Raw genomic sequence first — 18,459 nt, 5'->3', positions numbered from 1 at the left:
TATGACATATAAGTATAATGCTTTATTTATTATTGCAACCTTTCAAAATATTATATATTCATGAGACATATCCAATTAATTGTTTTGCCTTTATTTATAGCACCATTTGCAAATGCAAGCCCTGAAGATTGTATTGAAGATAGTCCCGATGGTACGAAGATTTGCTCAGAGCCACTGGTGACGCCGTGGAAATATTATAGCGAGCGATGCGCAGAACGTACCGATGGTGTTTCAGAGCGAGATGCTGCTGTAAAAGGTGCTATTTGGAACTATAAAAAAGATGATAGTACTGTCGAGTTCCAATCGATTGAGCCAAGGCGAGATTGGGGTAGTACCCAGTCGCCTACTAAAGGCGCTTGTAGGTCCTCGAAAGATTACCCGGAATTGCAATGGGGCATAGAGCAGATAAATACAATTCCATATAAAATTTGCTATTCATGGAAGACGGATGTACCAAAACCACATGAAGCTTGTGATGGATTGACGATTTATAGAGAAAGGAATATTTCATGCCCTGCTGGATATTCACATGAATATTCCAGTATTCGTAAAAAAGACATATGTGCCATGCCAGTTACTGAGAAAACTTGTGTTGCACACCCTGTTATTCCGGGAACCGGCGTCAAAGTCTTGCGGCAAGATGATTTAATGGGAGCAATTGGTTTTGCTCGCCATTACAGTAGTGCTGGATATTACAGGTCAATTGATTCAGAAGCCTCTAGCTACGGTCAGTTTGGCAATTTCTGGCGCTCTACTTTTGATCGTAATATTTATTTTAGCTCGCTACCTTCTATTCTTGCTGTAATGGTAAGAGAAGATGGTGATGTTCTTTATTTCAATAAAGATGGGTGGGAAAGAGCTTCGGGCAATTTACCAAGGGCAAGACTGACAAAATTGGCAAGTGGCCAATGGCAGTATACTTCGCCAGGTAGGCAAGTCGAGACTTACTCTGCAACAGGCAAGTTGATAAATATCGATAACGGAAAAGTGGTTTACAATCTCATTTACAGTGATGCGAATACCCCTGTAAATATAGCCCCACAGCCTGGATTATTGGTGAAAGTGGTGGATAGCTTTGGCCGAAGTATAGCGTTTTCCTACTACGAGTCTGGACTTCTTAGAAGTATTTTAGACACTCAAAAGCAGAGTATTCAATATGAATACAATAATAATGGAAATCTGAATGCGGTCAAATTTCAAGATGGCAAGACAAGAAAGTATGAGTATAAAGACAGCGTATTTGTAAATGCTTTAACCGCCGTTATTGACGAAAATGGCAGCACGTATTCAAAGTATGAATATTACTCGGATTTGGCATATAGATACGGTAAAGTTAAATTATCTGAACTAGCTAATGGTATTAGTAAATATACATTCGACTACGGATTGGGCAGTGAGCCCAGAACGTTTATATATGATCCGTTAAATGTACGGGTCGATTTTACGTTTAAGCCCGTCGCGGGCCGGTTTAGAAACATCTCAAGAAGTCAGGCTGCATCTTGGTGTGGTAACTATGGTGAGCAGAGCTTTAATGCGGATGGGTCATTAGCATCTAGAAAAGATTGGGCTGGGAATCAGACCCAATATCGTTTTGATGTGGCCCGCAACCTCGAAACCAGCCGCACCGAAGCCGTAGGGAAACCCGAACAACGCGTGATCCAAACCGAGTGGAACCCCATTTGGCGCCTGCCAGTGAAGATCACCGAATCCGGCCGGTTGACGCAGTTTGACTATGACACCAACGGCAATCTGCTGAAAAAAACCGTGACCGCCGACGGCAAGAGCCGCGCCTGGGCATGGAGCTACGGTAACTTCGGGCTGGTGCAGACCGCCACCGACCCGAACGGCCAAGTCACCCGTTATGACTATGACAGCCAGGGTAACCTCAAGACGCTGACCAATCCGTTGAAACAGGTCACCGCCTTCACCCAATACGACGCCGCCGGCCGTCTGTTGGAAATGAAAGACCCCAATGGCGTGGTCACCACCTTGAGCTACACCCCGCGTGGCTGGCTGGCATCTCGTACCGTCGGTAAGGAACGGACCCAGTACGACTACGATGGCGTCGGTCAATTGACCAAGGTCACCTTCCCCGATCAGCGCACCGTCAGCTACCGCTACGATGCCGCGCATCGCCTGACCGACATCCAGGACAGCCTGGGCAACCGTATCCACTATGTGCTGGATGCGATGGGCAACAAGCTCCAGGAAACCGTCAGCGACCCGCAAGGCAGCCTGGTCGGCCTGATGCGCGAGGCCGAGCAAGGCCGGCAGCCGCCGTCGCCGCTCACTGCGGACACCGCCAGCCGGTAACGGCGACGTCAACCCGCCCCCGACCCGTGACGGGATGGCCCCCTGGGCCGATCCCCGTCCCGCCCTGAATAACAATACTTTTTGTAAAACACGACATGATGACATCCCAACCGTCTACTTTGCGCGCTCGCTTGAGTGCGCTGCCGCTGCTGCTGGCGGCCACCTTCGGCAGCCTCAGCCACGCCGGCATAATGCTCGACGAATCCTACGAATACGACATCCTGGGCCGCCTGACCAAGGTCAAGAACGCCCAGCAGCAAGTGGTCGCCAGCTACACCTACGACGCCATCGGCAACCGCACCAGTGTCACCGATGCGCTGAACCGCACCACCAAGTACTATTACGACGCCCTCAACCGCCTGATCAAGCAGGAAACCCCCGACCCGGCCAAGCCCAGTGGCGTACTGGTCACCGAATTCAGCTACGACGCCCAGGACAACCTGGTCAGCGTCAAAGACCCACTCGGCCATACCACCCGCTACAGCTACAACGGCCTGGGCGAACTACTGAAGTTGGTCAGCCCGGATACCGGCACCACTAGCTATACCTATGACGCTGCCGGCCAGCTCAAAACCAAGACCGACGCCCGCAGCCAGACCGAAACCCGCAGCTATGATGCGCTGGGCCGCGTCACCAGCCTGGCCTTCGGCGACCAGACCCATACCTTCACTTGGGACAGCGCCACCAATGGCAAAGGCCGGTTGGCCAGCCTCACCGACCCGGCCGGCACCACCCGCTACCGCTACGACACGCAGGGCCGGCTGGCCGGCAAAACCGTCAGCTTCACCGCCATCGGCGGGGTCGGCGGCGACGCCGGCCAGCGCGACGTCGGCTACAGCTGGAACGACCAGGGCCAACTGAGCCAACTCACCTACCCGAGCGGCCTCAAGGTCAGCTACAACTACGACCGCAACGGCCGGGTCAGCAGCGTGCTGCTGAATGACCAAGTCCTGATCAGCAACATCCAATATCAACCATTCGGCGGTATCAAAAGCTGGAGCTGGGCCGGTGGCAACACCCACAACCGCCACTACACGCAGGACGGGCAACTGGACCTGCTGCAACACGGCAGCCTGTACAGCAAGAGCTACAGCTGGAACGCCGCCAACCAGCTGACCGCGCAGACCGACAACCAAGCGAGCCAACTCAACCAAAGCTACGACTACGACGCACTGGACCGCCTGAACAAAACCACCCGTGGCACCGTCACCGAGCAATACCAATACGACGCCAACGGCAACCGCACCCAGAGTCAGGTCAACACCGCCACCACCCGCTACAGCATCGACCCGGCCAGCAACCGCCTGAAGAGTCAGACCGGCAGCAACGCCAAGATTTATACCCTGGACGCCAGCGGCAACCAGACCGGTGACGGCGCCATCACCCTCAGCTACGACAACGCCGGCCGCCCCCGCAATGCCACCAAGAACGGGCAAAGCGTCAGCAGCTTCTTCTACAACGCCCAAGGGCAACTGGCACTCAAGACCGCCAACAGCAAACCGATCCAGTTCGTCTACGACGAGGCCGGCCACCTGCTGGCGGAACACGCCGACCCGGCCACCCAAAGCCCGAGCCAGGATCACCTCTGGCTGGGCGATACCCCGATCGCGGTGGTCCGCCCCAACAGCAGCGACCCCAGCAAACCGCTGATCTACCACGTCTACGCCGACCACCTCAACACGCCACGCGCCATCTACGACGCGTTCAACAAACGCCTGACCTGGCGCTGGGAAAGCGAAGCCTTCGGCAACACCCTGCCGGATCAGGATGCCGACAAGAACGGCAGCCAGTTCGTGTATAACCTGCGCTTCCCGGGGCAGTATTGGGATAATGGCATCAAGCTGAGTCATAACTGGTATCGGACCTATAATCCGGACACTGGCAGGTATGTTCAGAGTGATCCGATTGGGCTTGGCGGCGGGTTGAATACGTATGGATATGTAGAGGGAAACCCTTTAATTGGTGTTGATGAACAAGGGTTATTTATGGGGCGAGTTGCTCAATACTACCCCAGTACAATTACACCGCCGGGAGCATCTCCAGGCGGTTTGTCTCCGACAGTAAATCCCTGGGCGCCATCGACAGCTGATCCACGGGCCGCCAGTGCATGCAGTGGGGGATGGAGCTACGGAAAGTGTTACCCTTCTATTGGTCCCAATCCAGAGCCAACTAGTCAAATGCCGGGAGGCAATGCCACCACTAAGTCTCCATATGGGCATACAGGGGAAAGAGAGGCAATGAACGTCAAGCCGGATATTTTTGCTTGTATTGGGGGTGGAAATGGTAAGAAAAACCATTGCGGTGAAATTGCTAATGCGATTAAAGTTCTTAAAGCCCAAATTGCTTGGCGGAAAACAGACTTGAATCCAAAATCGGCATCTTATCTGAGCCACAAGGAGCGGATTTACGATGTGTTAAATCCTAAACTTGCAGAGCTTGAAAGGTTTTACCGTGATGTCTGTCAGTAATTTCCCGGCAGATCCCCAAGCTTAATTCAACATGGAGTCAATGTATGAATCAATTGCTAGAAGTTGAAGTGGCTCGGTTGGATGGGTATATCCATGGCATTACTGAGCTAAGCGGTAAGATCAGAGAACACCTTGGCGCTGCATATTTGGTATCGCGCGATGATCAAAGCATGAGTGTAGCTGATTTGCTAATTGCACATTATGCACGCCAGACGCAACTGGATTTTACAAGTGTTATCCAGCTCCAGGAAGGAGAAGCCGATCTTGAAGCGGAGCTTTGTGACTATATGGTCGTCAATGTCCTTGGTTCCGTTGACAGTCCTTCGAATGAGGCAGTGCTTGATCGCAAGCAGTATCTGTCATTTAGAGTGATGGATATGCTGGAAATAATTTGCGATCAGCTAGGATCTTGTACTGGCGTCTTTAAGTTAGTTTCCAAGTATGATTTGACTTACAAGACGCAGTGCGTTTTTTTTGGCTTGTTGTTTGAGAGCGCTCTGCTCGTCTTGCAATTCAACAAGATGTCTTATGATGAGTGAACCTGCGGGCTAACGTTTACTGTGTTCGCACCAAAGCCGGTACCAGAGCAATCCGTACCGGCTTTTTGCTACTTGCTTACTGTTCACTACTATCAACAACCAAGCATCGAAGGCGTGTTGTGGCAACAGTTCATCTATAACAGGCAAAGGCAACTGGCGATCAAGACCGCCAACAGCAAACCGATCCAGTTCGTCTACGACGAAGCCGGCCACCTGCTGGCGGAACATGCCGACCCGGCCACGCAAAGCCCGAGCCAGGATCACCTCTGGCTGGGCGACACGCCGATTGCGGTGGTGCGCCCCAACAGCAGCGACCCCAGCAAACCGCTGATCTATCACGTCTATGCCGACCACCTCAACACGCCACGCGCGATCTACGACGCGTTCAACAAACGCCTGACCTGGCGTTGGGAAAGCGAAGCCTTCGGCAACACCCTGCCGGATCAGGATGCGGACAAGAACGGCAGCCAGTTCGTGTACCACCTGCGTTTCCCGGGGCAGTATTGGGATAACGGCATCAAGCTGAGTCATAACTGGTATCGGACCTATAATCCGGAGACGGGGCGGTATGTTCAGAGTGATCCGATTGGGTTGCAGGGTGGGTTGAATACTTATGCTTATGCATTAAGCAGTCCTCTTTTGAAAATTGATCCAATGGGCTTAGAAACTGCGGAGGGACCGGAAGGGCCTTATTCGACTGACCCAAGGGCACATTTTCCCTTGCCACCAGGGCCTCCCCCTAAAGGACGCAAATACTGGGAGCCGGTTTGTGATGCTGCAGAAAAGGAATACGGAAAGTGGATGAAACCATTATGCAAAGCATGTGTTCGCTATGTATGCGAAGACACGATGGCAAGGCCGGCATGCTGTGCCGTTAGAAAAGACAAGTGCATGGGAGAGAAAGATCCTGATGATCAAAATGGACAACAACAATGCTTGACCGATTTCGCTCTATGTTCTGGTCGCTTGAAACAATAGGTATTGCATATCATGAAACAAAAGACCTTTATGCAAAAATATTTTATATGCCTGATTTTTGGAGTTTTAATTGGTTCTCTCATTACATGCTTTTTGGCATTACTAGCAGTAGAAAGACGAGATGCTATCGTAATTAGCTCCTATCATGGATTAGAGGGTTTACGCTCGTTACAGGCTGAACAAGCTGGTCAGATATTGGATGCCTATGCACACCAAGCAAATATGGTAGCAATAATGGAACAAAAGAAAGTGGGGCTTGGATTGGATCTAGTTCCATGGAGTTTTTGGGCGCCATTTGCATCTGCAGCTCAAACGCTTATCGTCCCAACCCCAGATAACAACTGGACTGAGCGAGAACTTCAAGCACAAAAGAACCGTCTGGTAAGACTGTCCAAACAATCAACGGGGTCAGAGTGATTGATTTGTCGCCAGCCGCCTTGCGCGGCTGGTCGCGGTCGGTTCAGACCTGGTCCTTCAGGGTGAACCGATCAGGCTGGTTCAGCCCCGTTAGCGGACTGGAGATAAAGTCATGCCCCTTGCCCGGCCTAGCCGGGCTTACTTTTTTAGCCGCCAGCCAGCTGATCGAAACGGTCGGCAGTGTGCGTTAAAATCAAGCTCTCCAGTATCGCCTTGGTGGTTTGTAACGCCGGCCACCCCTGCGTCACCCTGAAAAACGGGTAAAGCTTCAGCGGCTTCTTCTACAACGCTCAAGGACATTTTGCGATCAAGACTGCCGTCAGCAAACCAATCCAGTTCATATACGATATAGCTGACGATCTGTTGGCAGAACATGTCGACCCAGCTACTCGAAGCCCGATCGCGTATCAGTAGGAAAGCTAAGTTAAAACGAGCAGGTTGGATGCTGGTTAATGGGCTTAGCTGGTAAGCTCCGAATTTACTCGACCTTGAATTGCATTGTGTGGATAACCTTACCGATATCCGTCTATTCCTAGACGCTACCAACCTGGGCAGCTTCTCCGCTGCGGGCCGTAAGCATGGGGTTTCTCCGGCCGCGGCCAGTGCTTGCATTCAGCGTATGGAGGCTGCATTGGGTGCGCGTTTGTTTGAGCGGACGACACGGCAGTTGCGGTTGACTGAAGAGGGACAGCTTTATCGGGATTACTGCCAACAGGCTTTGGATTTGCTGACGGAGGCGGAACAGCAGTTACAGGCAGGGCAGCAGTTGGTACAAGGGATGGTGCGTATCTCGGCGCCATCGGATTTGGGGCGTAATCTGTTGATGCGGTTTCTGGATGAATTCCACCAGCTTTACCCGAATGTCCGGTTTGCATTGCAGTTAAGCGATAGCCAAGCGAATTTGGTTGGCGATGATATTGATCTGGCCATTCGCTATGGCCAACCGCGGGATAGCACTTTGGTGGCACGGCCGTTGGCACCGAATCGACGGGTGGTGATCGTTGCACCTGATGCCGTGGAGCGACTGGGTAGGCCTGCTACGCCACAAGCGTTGGCTCAGTTGCCTTGCCTGGTGTTGGTGACGGCAGCGGGGCCGATGAATGATTGGGGTTATGCTCAGGATGGGGTGTTGCAGTCCGTGAGATTAACGCGCTATCAGGAGAGTAATGATGGCGAGATCATCCGTAAATGGGCGATTCAAGGTGCGGGGTATGCGCGTAAATCGTTGCTGGATGTGGCAGACGATTTACGCGAAGGGCGTTTACAGACTGTGTTGGATGACTATTTCATCGAAAGTACGCCATTGAATGCTTTATACCAACAGGGGCGTTTTCAGCCTCCTCGGGTTCGTTTGTTGATCGAGTTTTTGCAGGCCCGGTTTGAAACGGTTGTCAGTGAGCTACGTCAGCAGGGTTTGCTGCCATGATTGCTGGCAAGCCCACTAGGTTTGCTTTGCGGTTCCCAGGGGCTTGTCAGTATGCTCATCCCGTTACGCCATTTCGCAAACAGACCAAGCTGGGTAATCGGTATAGCCGGCTTCCCCACCACCAAACAGGGTGCTACTGTCAAAATCGGCTAACGGTAAACCCTCTGCCAGGCGGCGTGGTAAGTCTGGGTTGGCGACGAAGGGGCGTCCAAATGCCACCAAGTCTGCATAACCTTTGTTCAGCACCCAGTCTGCTTTTGCCTGGTCATATTGGCCGGCAACGACTATAGGCCGTTCAAAGCTGGTGCGTATAGCCTGGCGGAATGCTTCGGTAAATTGCGGGGCATCATCCCAATCGGCTTCCACCAGATGCAGGTAGGCAATGCCTTGTTGCTGCAAAAATGCCGCTGCTTCCAGGATGGTTGGCAGAATGTCTGGGCAGGCCATGCCCCGGGCGGTCAGGAATGGGGCCAAGCGAATCGCGGTGCGATTGGGGCCGATTTCATCTGCGACAGCACTCACCACTTCTTTCAGAAAGCGCAGTCGGTTTTCACGAGTACTGCCGTATTCGTCAGTGCGGGTATTGCCGGTTGTACGCAGGAACTGATCAATCAGATAACCATTTGCACCGTGGATCTCTACCCCATCAAAGCCAGCGGCCATGGCATTTTTTGCTGCTTGGCGAAAGTCAGCCACGATTGCGTGAATTTCTTCTTTGCTCAAGGCACGGGGCGTGGGGCATGGCACCATTTCCCCTTGGCCCGTGGTGGGGTTCACTTTCCAGATCTGGCCTTCGAACGGCACTGCTGACGGGGCCACTGGCAAGGCTCCATCATGAAAATCTGGGTGTGACATGCGGCCTACATGCCAGAGCTGAAGAAAGATACGCCCACCTGCTTGATGAACCGCGCGGGTCACCAGCTGCCAACCTGCGATTTGTTCCGCGCTGTGTATCCCAGGTGTAAAGGAATAGCCTTTGCCTTGTGGCGAGATTTGCGTGGCCTCGGTCACGATGAAGGCTGCAGAAGCCCGCTGAACGTAATAGCGGGCGTTCATTTCATTCGGGATGTCGCCGGGTTGGGTACTCCGGGCACGGGTCATGGGCGCCATGACTACACGATGGTTGACATGAATGTCGCCAAGTACTGTAGGGGTGAATAATTTGGATTGTGTCATCGATATCACCTGTGTTGTTTTTACTCAGACAAGCTCATAGCACTTGTCCTCACTACCTTCTGATAGATGGATTGGCTTGTAACTGGCCACCACCGTCAATATCCAGTACGGCACCTGTCATGAATTCGTTCTGCATGGCCAATTAATAGACCTGAGCAACTTCCTCAGGCTGTCCGACTCGTCCTGTCGGTAGATTGGCACCCACATGGGCCATGGCTGACATGCGTTGTGGGGTGCTGGCATCACCCCATAATTCGATATCAATAACACCGGGACAGATTAGACGCGGCGTGGGGCAAGGTGTGGTCGGTAAAATCAGGGGCTAAGGCCAGTTGGGCATAACGCTCATCACTGGTATGCCAAAAGTCTGCATAGCGTAAAGCGGCTCGAATAATAGGTTGTGCTTCCGCTTTGCTGCTAGCTACGGCAATGTGTTGCGGAACAGGTAATTGTTCTTCAAAGGTGTGGCCAACAATACAAACAGAACCGTGGCGATCAGGAAGGTGCGGGATGGTATAGCAGATCGAGGGTGTGACATGTTGGGTCCCATATAAAAAGTATCCCTGCACAATGCAGGTATGGGACACATTTTGGGGTGACGGATCAGGGTTGATAATCGGTCTTGATATTGAATTATTTTATTGCGCTATTTGAAAATGACACCATAGTAACTTCTTGTTTGGGTAATAACGGTAACAAGCATCGTCTCACTGATATGACATCGGTACGGTGAGCATGATTGTGCTAATAATGATCAGGCCAGTCAGGTATTCCCAAACAGCAATAGCAGTACCATTGCCATCAGCAGCGTCCAGGCTGCGCCGCCCGCAGAAATGGAGCTGTAAGCCAAGTCCAGTGATTCAATGCCTTCATCGGTGCCAAACATCTCTGGTAGACCGTGATATAGCATGGCAAACGACGCCAATAAGCCCAATAGTACACCGATCAGGTTGATGGCTGGGTTAGGAATCAGCAACACCAAGCTGGACAACCAGAGTGGAATGGCCGCTGCTGCTGCCACAACAAAACCATCACGGTAGGTTGCCTGTAACTGTTTTGATTCGGCAATTAACCTCAATACCCACGCCATCAGTGGCACGGTGGCCAGTTCTGCTACTAAAAACAGCAGCGCGATTGTATTCCATCGGTCGATGCTGGCATTGGGGACGTAGAGTTGGCCATTGACATGGCCTGCATACAAAATCATGGCTGCAGGCAGTAATGAAAACGGCAGTACCAGATTGATCATCATGCTGATAATGGACGGCGGATCACGATGCAGTTCGTCCCAGCCAACATGAAATGAGGTGATCATTCTCGAATAGGCAGATAGTTTCATGAGCTATCTCCGAGTAGGGTGTCTGGTTAGCGGCTCAATTGCGTTGACCGCGACAAGCTATATTTAAAATATATCATGACATGATATAAAATCAAGGAGCAATTCCTCGATGACAATGACGGAACTAAGTAAGGCTGATTTCGAGAAATTGTCGGAATTTCGCTATCAATTACGCCTATTTCTGCGTTTCAGTGAAGGTGTGTGCCGCGAGCATGGCCTGACACCATTGCAGTATCAAATGCTATTGCACGTTCAGGGCTACCCGGGTAGGGATTGGGCCACCATCGGTGAACTTGCCGAACGATTGCAGGCACACCACCACGGCGTGGTTGCGCTGGCTGGCCGATGCGAAGAATTGGGTCTGATCGAGCGTCGTACCGGCACACGAGATCGCCGCCAGGTGGAAATCCATTTGACCGAGCAAGGACGCCGGCAGGTGACGAAGCTGGCTGCATTGCACCGGGACGAAATCCGGATGCTGAAAGGCAAGTTGGTCTTGCCAGATTTGACGCCGCCGATGTGACATCAAATTTGCTTTACATGGCTGTCAGTCGCCCTTTTCTTGGCGAACTTGATGCGGGTCAACAAAGCATATTTCACATATTGAATGTCGCAACTATAAAGAACGCAAATGCCACATAAAAGATGGCAGGAATCAAGGGGCAAAACTGTAAGCGTGATGGAGGTTGTGATGTCAGTGCGGATGAAACTTTGGATGTTGGTTTTGATTGCTTTGGCTGGATTGCTGATTGTGGCATTGACGGCGTTGACTGGTCTTAACAATACCATGTTGCAGGATCGTCAACAAAAGACACGCAATCTCGTTGAAGTAGCACACGATGTCGTGGTGATGTACCAGAAGCAGGAGGCAGCGGGGAAATTGCCGCGCGAGCAAGCGCAATCCATGGCGATGGCTGCACTGAAACAATTACGTTATGAGGGCACAGAATATTTCTGGATCAATGACATGAACGCCGTCATGTTAATGCATCCCATCAAGCCGGAGCTGGATGGTAAGTCAATGAACGACGCTAAAGACCCAGATGGCAAATACCTGTTTCGTGAATTTGTGAAGACTGTGAATGACAAAGGGGCTGGCTATGTTGACTATCTATGGCCAAAACCTGGCGCAGATAGACCTGTTGCCAAGCTTTCCTATGTGAAGGGTTTTGCACCTTGGGCCTGGATTATCGGTAGTGGCATTTACATTGATGATGTCGACCGTGCTTTTTGGCGGAGTAGCAGTATCCTGTTGCTGGTGATCGCTGTAATTGTTGCAGTCATGCTTTTTGTGAGCATGCGATTGGTTCGGGGCCTAGTCAAACAGCTGGGTGGTGAGCCAACTTATACCGTTGATGTTGTCAAGCAAATCGCCAACGGCAAATTGGATACTGAAATCATCCTGCAGGCCAGCGATTCGCAAAGCTTGCTTGGCCAAGTCAAACAAATGCAAGCAGAGCTGGCGCAATTGATCCGACAAATTCGTGCCAATGCTGACGAGATCGATTCGATGGCAAAAAGCGTCGCAGATCAAAGCCGGCAGGTCGCCAATGATTCATCCTGTCAGAGTACTTCTGCTTCTGCGATGGCCGGTGCGGTTACTCAAATGACGGCTAACATTCATCAAATATCTGATGGGGCAGCAAAAGCCAACGATATTTCGCGAGAATCCGGCAATCTGTTGCGGAGCGGTAGCGACGTGATCAAACGTGCCACTGATGAAATGGTGCGCATCAGTGACGCAGTCAATCAGACATCCGTCACCATTGAAGCTTTGGCCGGGAAGACAGAAACCATCTCTAGCATCATGAATGTCATTGGCGAAGTCGCCGATCAAACCAACCTACTTGCATTGAATGCAGCCATTGAGGCTGCACGAGCAGGGGACCATGGGCGTGGTTTCGCTGTGGTGGCCGACGAGGTTCGCAAGTTGGCTGAACGAACCTCGGCTGCAACCAAGGAAATCGCACAAATGATTTCTGATATCCAGAATAGTTCGAGCGAGTCAAAAGCCAATATGGAGGAAGCGGTACGTCGGGTTGAACAAGGTGTGGGCCTGGCCAACCAAGGGCGGGATGCGGTACAGCAGATTGAAAGTAGTACACAGCAAGTGGTGGGACTGGTTGGTGAAATTTCGGTAGCGTTGAAGGAGCAATCACAGGCAACAGATCTGGTAGGTCAACAAGTTGACCGTATTTCTGCGGCGGCTGATACCAATGTGGTGGCGTCAAGACAGGCTGCAGAGTTAACGCGCCGTATGCAGGAGCTGACACTGGCATTGCATCAAGGGGTGCGCCGTTTCAGCGTTTAATTGCTATTGGTTGTGGTTCGTTTTTCATAGCCTGATATGGGGAATAGTGCCTAAATGGCATAAATGGGTTCAACCGTTCAAGTGTGGTTGAACCTGTCCTTATTCTGTCAGACATATTGCTTGCCAATGGCCGGCTGCTTTCGCACAAATTGTCAGGCAGGCCTTGTGGGCTGACGTTATGCTCAAACCATTCCGTTGTCTCACTCGCAGGTTTTGACCATGTCCGTTGCTTCAACACGTCAGATCGTCTATCAGATTTTCCCAGAACGCTTTGCCATTGGGCATGGCCTGACAGGTGAGCAAAAGCTTACCCAATCGGCCTACCGGTGCCCTGGCAATATCCTGAAGCCGGATTGGCATACCCACCCTGCTGAAAATGAAGCAGAAATGAAGCAGTGTGGGCAGGTATTTTATGGTGGGGACCTGCAAGGCATCATTGATCGGTTGGACTACATTCAGCAAAGCGGCTTCAACACCCTTTATTTCACGCCTATTTTCGATGCGCCGTCGAACCATAAGTATGATGCGATGGACTTCTTTCGCATTGATCCAATGTTTGGTGATGAAGCGGCTTTAAAGCGCCTGATTATCGAACTGGATCGCCGAGGTATGGGCTTGATTCTGGATGCGGTACTGAACCATGTGAATTATCAGCACCCTTGGTTTTTGGCCGCTAAGCGGGGTGAGCAACCTTATCGCAGTTTTTTCACATTCGATGCCGAAGATAACCACCAATGCTGGTGGGGTCATCCCTACCTTGCGGAGTTGAACTTGGAGAACACGGAGCTGCAAGCCATCTTGTTCTCTGGGGAGAACAGTTTTCTTGCGCACTATCTGGGAATGGGCATTACCGGCTGGCGTTTTGACACCGCACAGGATTTGGGCATGAAAACTGCGCAACGTATTCGTGCGGCGGTCAAGCAACGCTACCCGCAAGCGCAACTGCTGGGTGAGCTAATGAGCTATGCCGGTGGTTGGGTCAATGGCCAAGGCTACACCGGGATGATGAACTATTACTTCCGTGAAGCAATGTTGGCCTGGTTGGCGGGTAATATCAGTCACTTACAGGCCAATCTGGCGATGAAGGAGTACTACGAAGGTTATGGCCATGAGGGTAGCCTGAACAGTTGGCTGATGCTGGGTAGTCACGACACCATGCGTTTGCGGACAGCTATTCCGGATATTCGGTTGCGACAGTTGGCTGTGGCGGCGCAGTTCACCCTTCCGGGTATTCCGCTGGTGTACTATGGTGACGAAAATGGCATGGAAGGGGGAAATGATCCTGATTGCCGTCGTCCGATGGTGTGGGACGAGACACAATGGGAATTACCGATGCGTGAATTCATTCGATCGTTGGTGGTTGTACGTGATGCCAATCCGGCATTGCAATCCGGCAAGTTGTTGATGTTGGGTGAAAAGCAGAACGGTAATGCCCTGATCTATTTACGCTATACCGATATTCCTGGCCAAGTGGCCCTTGTGGTGCTGAATTTGGGTGATGCACCACTTAAAGAGCTTATTTTCATTCCCTACCCTCATTTATATAACAGTGTGCCACTGCGTAACCAACTGGCGCCGGCGAACGAGGTAAAAATGGGTGGTGGCTGCATGTGGGTGGAGGCACCAGCGAAAGGTGTTGCGATCTATACACCTTTCGAGCCGCACACGCACTTTCGCTTCTATAAGGAACGTAATCTGTTTGTGTGATCGGAAAATAGGCGTGCCATTTCTGTCGTGATATGGCTGCTTGATGTGGGACGCATTGAAACGGATATGAACCTGATTGTGTGACGAGTTGTTGCGAAGTTTTAACCCTTTCCCCGCAAAGCTGTGTCACGTTATTACTCAAGTGAGGATGCCATGAGCGATATTGAGGTGCTGGAAGGCGGATGCTTGTGCGGACGTATCCGATATTGCGTTGCCACAGACAACCGCGAAGGGTATTACTGCCATTGCCGCATGTGTCAGCTGGCTTTTGGCAACGTGTTCGCGTCATGGCTGAATGTGCAGAAAAGTGAAGTCAGTTGGTTGAATGGTGAACCGCAGTATTATCAAAGCTCGCGCATTGCCAAACGTGGTTTCTGCTCTTCTTGTGGCACACCGCTCAGTTTTGCATTTGTGGATTCGGAACGGATGGATTTGTCAGTTGGCAGTTTTGATCAGCCCAACCAGATCAAGCCAGTCAGCCACTTTGCCGTGGAAACCCGCGTTGCTGCTTGGCATGTTCCTGATGGACTACCAGAGGAATGTGCTGCGGATTATCAAGCGTTGAATGACCGTTGGAAGCAGGCCTATGGAGAAGATGTGAATCCAGGGTTGGACGCTGTCAGGCAAGGTACATAGTCAACCGGTGTATTGGTTCTATTCATCGTTGGGGCGTTGTGTGTCTAACACTTGTTGTGCCAATTGCCCTAACGTACGTACAGCTTCTTCAATCTTGGGTGAAAAAACGTGACCCGCATTGAGTCTCAGACAATTATGTAATCCGTCACCGAGGGTAAACAATGCCCCTGGTGCACAACTACTACCCAATCTGGCAGCTTGCTGGTTAAGTTCTGCTGCATCAATCTGCTTGGGTAGCTCCACCCATAACAGATACCCGCCAGCAGCACAGGACACACCTGTTTCCGCCGGAAAGTATTCACACACTGCGGCTCGCAAGGCATTTAACTGCTCGGCCAGTTGCCGACGCAAACGACGCAGGTGCGGCTCGTAATGGCCGCTTTCCATAAAGGCTGCATAGGTACGTTGCGTTAAGAGCGGTACGCCATCCATGGTTGCGGGCTTTAATGCCTGTAAGCCCAAGCGATAGCGTCCAGCCACGATATAGCCTAGTCCTAGCCCTGGTGCCAAGGTGATGGACAGCTCGGAACATAGAATGACGTTTCCACTACGATCAAATGCTTTACAAGGTTTAGGACGCTGTTCCCCACTATAGAACTCGCCATATGTGTCATCTTCGATAAGTGGTACGCCATGGCTTTCCAACAGCTCTACCAACCTACGCTTGCTGTCGTCACTCATCAGGCTACCCGTTGGGCTGGCGAAATTGGCACTGACCACACAGGCTGCAATGGTTTGTTGCTCAAGTGCAGTGGCTAATGCATCTAGCGAAATACCATCACATGGGTGAGCGGGGATTTCCAATGCCCGACGGGATAGGGTTTCCAGTTGTTCCTGTAATGGCAGGGAAGATGGCGCCGCGATGGCAACAATATCCCCAGGCTTGGTCAGTAAGCGCAAACTTAGGCCCAGTGCGTCGACTACTCCATTTGTAATAATGATGTCGTCAGGTTGCCAGACACATCCCGCTTCTACACCACGCCGTGCAATTTGCTGGCGTAATTGTTCATCCCCAGCATCAAAGACATAGCGTGAGAGCAGGGTTGGGTCGCGCCGAGCTTGGTATGTCATGAACTTCTGAACCAGCTGATTTGGGAACAGGCTAGGTGATAAATTAGCCAACCCCAACCAATCACAGTGGGTTGGATGGACAAACTCAAGTAGTCGTTGGCGCTTGCTTGAGAGTTCCACCAGCCGTGGCTGAGAGTGGTAATCGCCACTCAACTGTTGTGGCAGTGGGCGCACCTGAATTTGTCGTTTAACGTAAAACCCGGCACGTGGGCGCGCTTCAATTAGCCCCGCATCTTCTAATAGGTGCAGCGCATGGGTCACGGTTGCCGGGCTGACACCATGTAACGAGCACAATGTTCTAACGGAGGGAAGTTTGTCACCTGGACGCAAACTACCCCCACGAATACATGCAGTCAGTTCGTCAGCAAGTTGAGCGTATCGGGGAAGTAACGTTGGTGCATTCATGATGTGGTCACTCAAGCCAGTCTATGTTGGTCAGTGTGCAATGAGTTTTTTGATGATTGGCTGATACTGTTGTAAAAATCGATCGCTATTGAGCAGGTTGTATGACACTGGTGTTTGGTTGCAGCAGCTGTCTAAATACTCACTTGGTAATGGTTTGGAGTGCTGTGAATACAGAATACATGATTTACATATCTGTATCTAATGGGGTGTATTGGGCTCTGAGCATGGGTTCTGCGCGATTTGCCCAGCGATTTTCCTACCCCTATACTCGACAACATTTAACAGTCACAGAGGTTGCTAAGTGGGGTGGACCGCGTGGATTGCAATTGGTACCGGCGCCGCTCTGGGGGCATGGCTGCGTTGGTTATTGGGTACATGGCTGAATCCAGTCTTTCCGACTGTTCCCATGGGAACATTGGTTGCGAATTTGCTAGGTGGATACCTGATTGGACTCGCTATTGCTTGGTTTGGACAGTTTGGTGCTTGGCCACCTGAATATCGTCTATTTGTAGTCACCGGCTTTCTCGGCGGACTGACCACCTTTTCCACTTTCTCCGGAGAAGTGATAACGTTGTTACTGAAGGGGCAATTTGCATGGGGCATGGTCGCGGCTAGTACGCATTTGCTCGGATCACTCGCACTGACATGGCTGGGTATACGCACAATGAGCTGGCTGATGATGCGCTGACAGTGGGAGTGCAACTCCTGACTTGTGGCAAAACAGTCGAGTCGTGGTTGTCTTTTGAACACTACAACTTGGCGTTCCTAATATGCGTAGTTTCACTTTAAGATACATAGGGAATCTTTAGGATATACGCTCTGGTGCTAAGGCTTTGCGCTTAAGTTTGCACCATAGACATAAGCCCCGCGACACCTGCCAATACGAGTAAGTCCGGATCTGCTGGGTCGTCGGTGGTGTCGAAGTCGAGGATCAAGGACTCGGGTGGGCTGGAAAAGGTGGCAATGAATTGCTCGACCAGCGCGCGTGCGACAACGGCAGTGCGGTTCTCGAAGCAACACGGGGTCAGGTTGGAGCCCCGAGTTTGATTTGTCCGTGCGCAGTCTGCCATATCGGATTGTGACATAAGCTGTCGTGGTTATTGAGATCCTCATAGCCCATGGCAATGCCTTAGACCCGTTGCAGCAACAACAAGCCACCATCTGAGTCACGTCGTGACCAGCGCTAAAATTCAGCTCGATCCGACGGTGTTGGGGTTTGGGGAAGAGGACGGAGAATGCGGTACGATGTGGTATCGGCGGAATTGCATCGATATTGGTCTGGAAACCATGTCCTAAGGCTGCTTTAAGCTTTCCGCTGACCCATTGTAAGACCCGATTTTCTTGGTTTCAATTAAAGAATATATAAATCATAACGTTGCTTTGGCTGCGCATGAAGGTCACCCAGATTTCTTAAACTTTTCTTTAATTAGTGGTTGACGAGGAGGGGGGAGGTGTTTATTATTCACCCTCTCTGCTGCAGCGAAGAGCGCAGCAATGATCTTTAACAAAAAAATACAGTCGATAAGCGTGGGCGCTTATGGGTTGGTTGCCAGGCCTTCAGGTCTGGTTAATCAAAGAAATAAAGTGCTCACGTTTAGAAATCAGATAATTCTGAAATCTTGCGTGAGATTAGGATTGAACGAAAGAGTTTGATCCTGGCTCAGATTGAACGC

At 51.3% G+C, this 18,459-nt stretch carries 16 protein-coding genes; 11 read left to right on the top strand and 5 right to left on the bottom strand.

From position 1 onward, the window contains the following. Positions 1-60 precede the first annotated feature (60 nt). The 5 genes from FFS57_RS14175 (at position 61) to FFS57_RS14155 (ending at position 6,715) form a co-directional block, all read left to right on the top strand. Positions 61-2,313 (top strand): DUF6531 domain-containing protein, encoded by a 2,253-nt coding sequence (locus tag FFS57_RS14175; RefSeq protein ID WP_137938465.1) that lies wholly within the window; start codon positions 61-63, stop codon positions 2,311-2,313. 95 nt (positions 2,314-2,408) lie between these two features. Further along, positions 2,409-4,781 (top strand): RHS repeat domain-containing protein, encoded by a 2,373-nt coding sequence (locus FFS57_RS14170; protein ID WP_137938464.1) that lies wholly within the window; start codon positions 2,409-2,411, stop codon positions 4,779-4,781. Positions 4,782-4,825: 44 nt separating this feature from the next. Then, positions 4,826-5,320, top strand: coding sequence for a hypothetical protein (locus tag FFS57_RS14165; RefSeq protein ID WP_137938463.1), 495 nt, complete (start codon positions 4,826-4,828; stop codon positions 5,318-5,320). A gap of 114 nt (positions 5,321-5,434) precedes the next feature. Then, positions 5,435-6,298: an RHS repeat domain-containing protein gene (locus tag FFS57_RS14160; protein WP_171013942.1), complete on the top strand. Its 864-nt coding sequence runs from the start codon at positions 5,435-5,437 to the stop codon at positions 6,296-6,298. A 12-nt stretch (positions 6,299-6,310) separates the two neighbouring features. After that, positions 6,311-6,715: a hypothetical protein gene (locus FFS57_RS14155; RefSeq protein ID WP_137938461.1), complete on the top strand. Its 405-nt coding sequence runs from the start codon at positions 6,311-6,313 to the stop codon at positions 6,713-6,715. Between the two features lie 138 nt (positions 6,716-6,853). Here FFS57_RS14155 and FFS57_RS14150 read toward each other — a convergent pair whose 3' ends face one another. Beyond that, positions 6,854-7,090, bottom strand: a complete 237-nt coding sequence (locus tag FFS57_RS14150) for a hypothetical protein (RefSeq protein WP_137938460.1) — start codon at positions 7,088-7,090, stop codon at positions 6,854-6,856. 127 nt (positions 7,091-7,217) lie between these two features. Between FFS57_RS14150 and FFS57_RS14145 the strand changes: the two genes are divergently transcribed. Next, positions 7,218-8,141 (top strand): LysR family transcriptional regulator, encoded by a 924-nt coding sequence (locus FFS57_RS14145; protein WP_137938459.1) that lies wholly within the window; start codon positions 7,218-7,220, stop codon positions 8,139-8,141. A gap of 63 nt (positions 8,142-8,204) precedes the next feature. Here the strand turns inward: FFS57_RS14145 and FFS57_RS14140 are convergent, their stop codons facing one another. Continuing rightward, positions 8,205-9,317 carry an alkene reductase gene (locus FFS57_RS14140; protein ID WP_137938458.1) on the bottom strand — a complete coding sequence of 371 codons (1,113 nt, stop codon included), beginning with the start codon at positions 9,315-9,317 and terminating at the stop codon, positions 8,205-8,207. A gap of 763 nt (positions 9,318-10,080) precedes the next feature. Then, a complete protein-coding gene (locus tag FFS57_RS14130) occupies positions 10,081-10,656 on the bottom strand; it encodes a Yip1 family protein (protein ID WP_137938457.1) in 576 nt (191 codons plus the stop codon). A gap of 109 nt (positions 10,657-10,765) precedes the next feature. Here FFS57_RS14130 and FFS57_RS14125 point away from each other — a divergent pair, with 109 nt between their 5' ends. The 4 genes from FFS57_RS14125 to FFS57_RS14110 all read left to right on the top strand — a co-directional run bounded on the left by FFS57_RS14125 (position 10,766) and on the right by FFS57_RS14110 (position 15,310). Continuing rightward, the gene (locus tag FFS57_RS14125; RefSeq protein WP_137938456.1) at positions 10,766-11,179 is read left to right on the top strand and encodes a MarR family winged helix-turn-helix transcriptional regulator; all 414 of its coding nucleotides are present in this window, start codon (positions 10,766-10,768) and stop codon (positions 11,177-11,179) included. Positions 11,180-11,371: 192 nt separating this feature from the next. Further along, a complete protein-coding gene (locus tag FFS57_RS14120; protein ID WP_171013940.1) occupies positions 11,372-12,967 on the top strand; it encodes a methyl-accepting chemotaxis protein in 1,596 nt (531 codons plus the stop codon). Positions 12,968-13,186: 219 nt separating this feature from the next. Next, positions 13,187-14,674 carry a glycoside hydrolase family 13 protein gene (locus tag FFS57_RS14115; protein ID WP_137938454.1) on the top strand — a complete coding sequence of 496 codons (1,488 nt, stop codon included), beginning with the start codon at positions 13,187-13,189 and terminating at the stop codon, positions 14,672-14,674. A 153-nt stretch (positions 14,675-14,827) separates the two neighbouring features. Beyond that, a complete protein-coding gene (locus tag FFS57_RS14110; RefSeq protein ID WP_137938453.1) occupies positions 14,828-15,310 on the top strand; it encodes a GFA family protein in 483 nt (160 codons plus the stop codon). Between the two features lie 18 nt (positions 15,311-15,328). Here FFS57_RS14110 and FFS57_RS14105 read toward each other — a convergent pair whose 3' ends face one another. Next, on the bottom strand, positions 15,329-16,786 hold the full coding sequence (locus FFS57_RS14105; protein WP_137938452.1) for an aminotransferase-like domain-containing protein: 1,458 nt from the start codon (positions 16,784-16,786) through the stop codon (positions 15,329-15,331). Between the two features lie 301 nt (positions 16,787-17,087). Here FFS57_RS14105 and crcB point away from each other — a divergent pair, with 301 nt between their 5' ends. Continuing rightward, on the top strand, positions 17,088-17,474 hold the full coding sequence (gene crcB, locus FFS57_RS14100; RefSeq protein WP_137938451.1) for a fluoride efflux transporter CrcB: 387 nt from the start codon (positions 17,088-17,090) through the stop codon (positions 17,472-17,474). A gap of 151 nt (positions 17,475-17,625) precedes the next feature. Here crcB and FFS57_RS14095 read toward each other — a convergent pair whose 3' ends face one another. Continuing rightward, positions 17,626-17,871, bottom strand: coding sequence for a hypothetical protein (locus FFS57_RS14095; protein WP_137938450.1), 246 nt, complete (start codon positions 17,869-17,871; stop codon positions 17,626-17,628). Between the last annotated feature and the right edge of the window lie 588 nt (positions 17,872-18,459).

Source organism: Chitinivorax sp. B (assembly GCF_005503445.1).
In the GTDB taxonomy this organism is placed as follows: Bacteria; Pseudomonadota; Gammaproteobacteria; order Burkholderiales; family SCOH01; genus Chitinivorax.
Note: the sequence above shows the minus strand (reverse complement) of the source record. Positions and strands in the feature narration are given on the sequence as shown.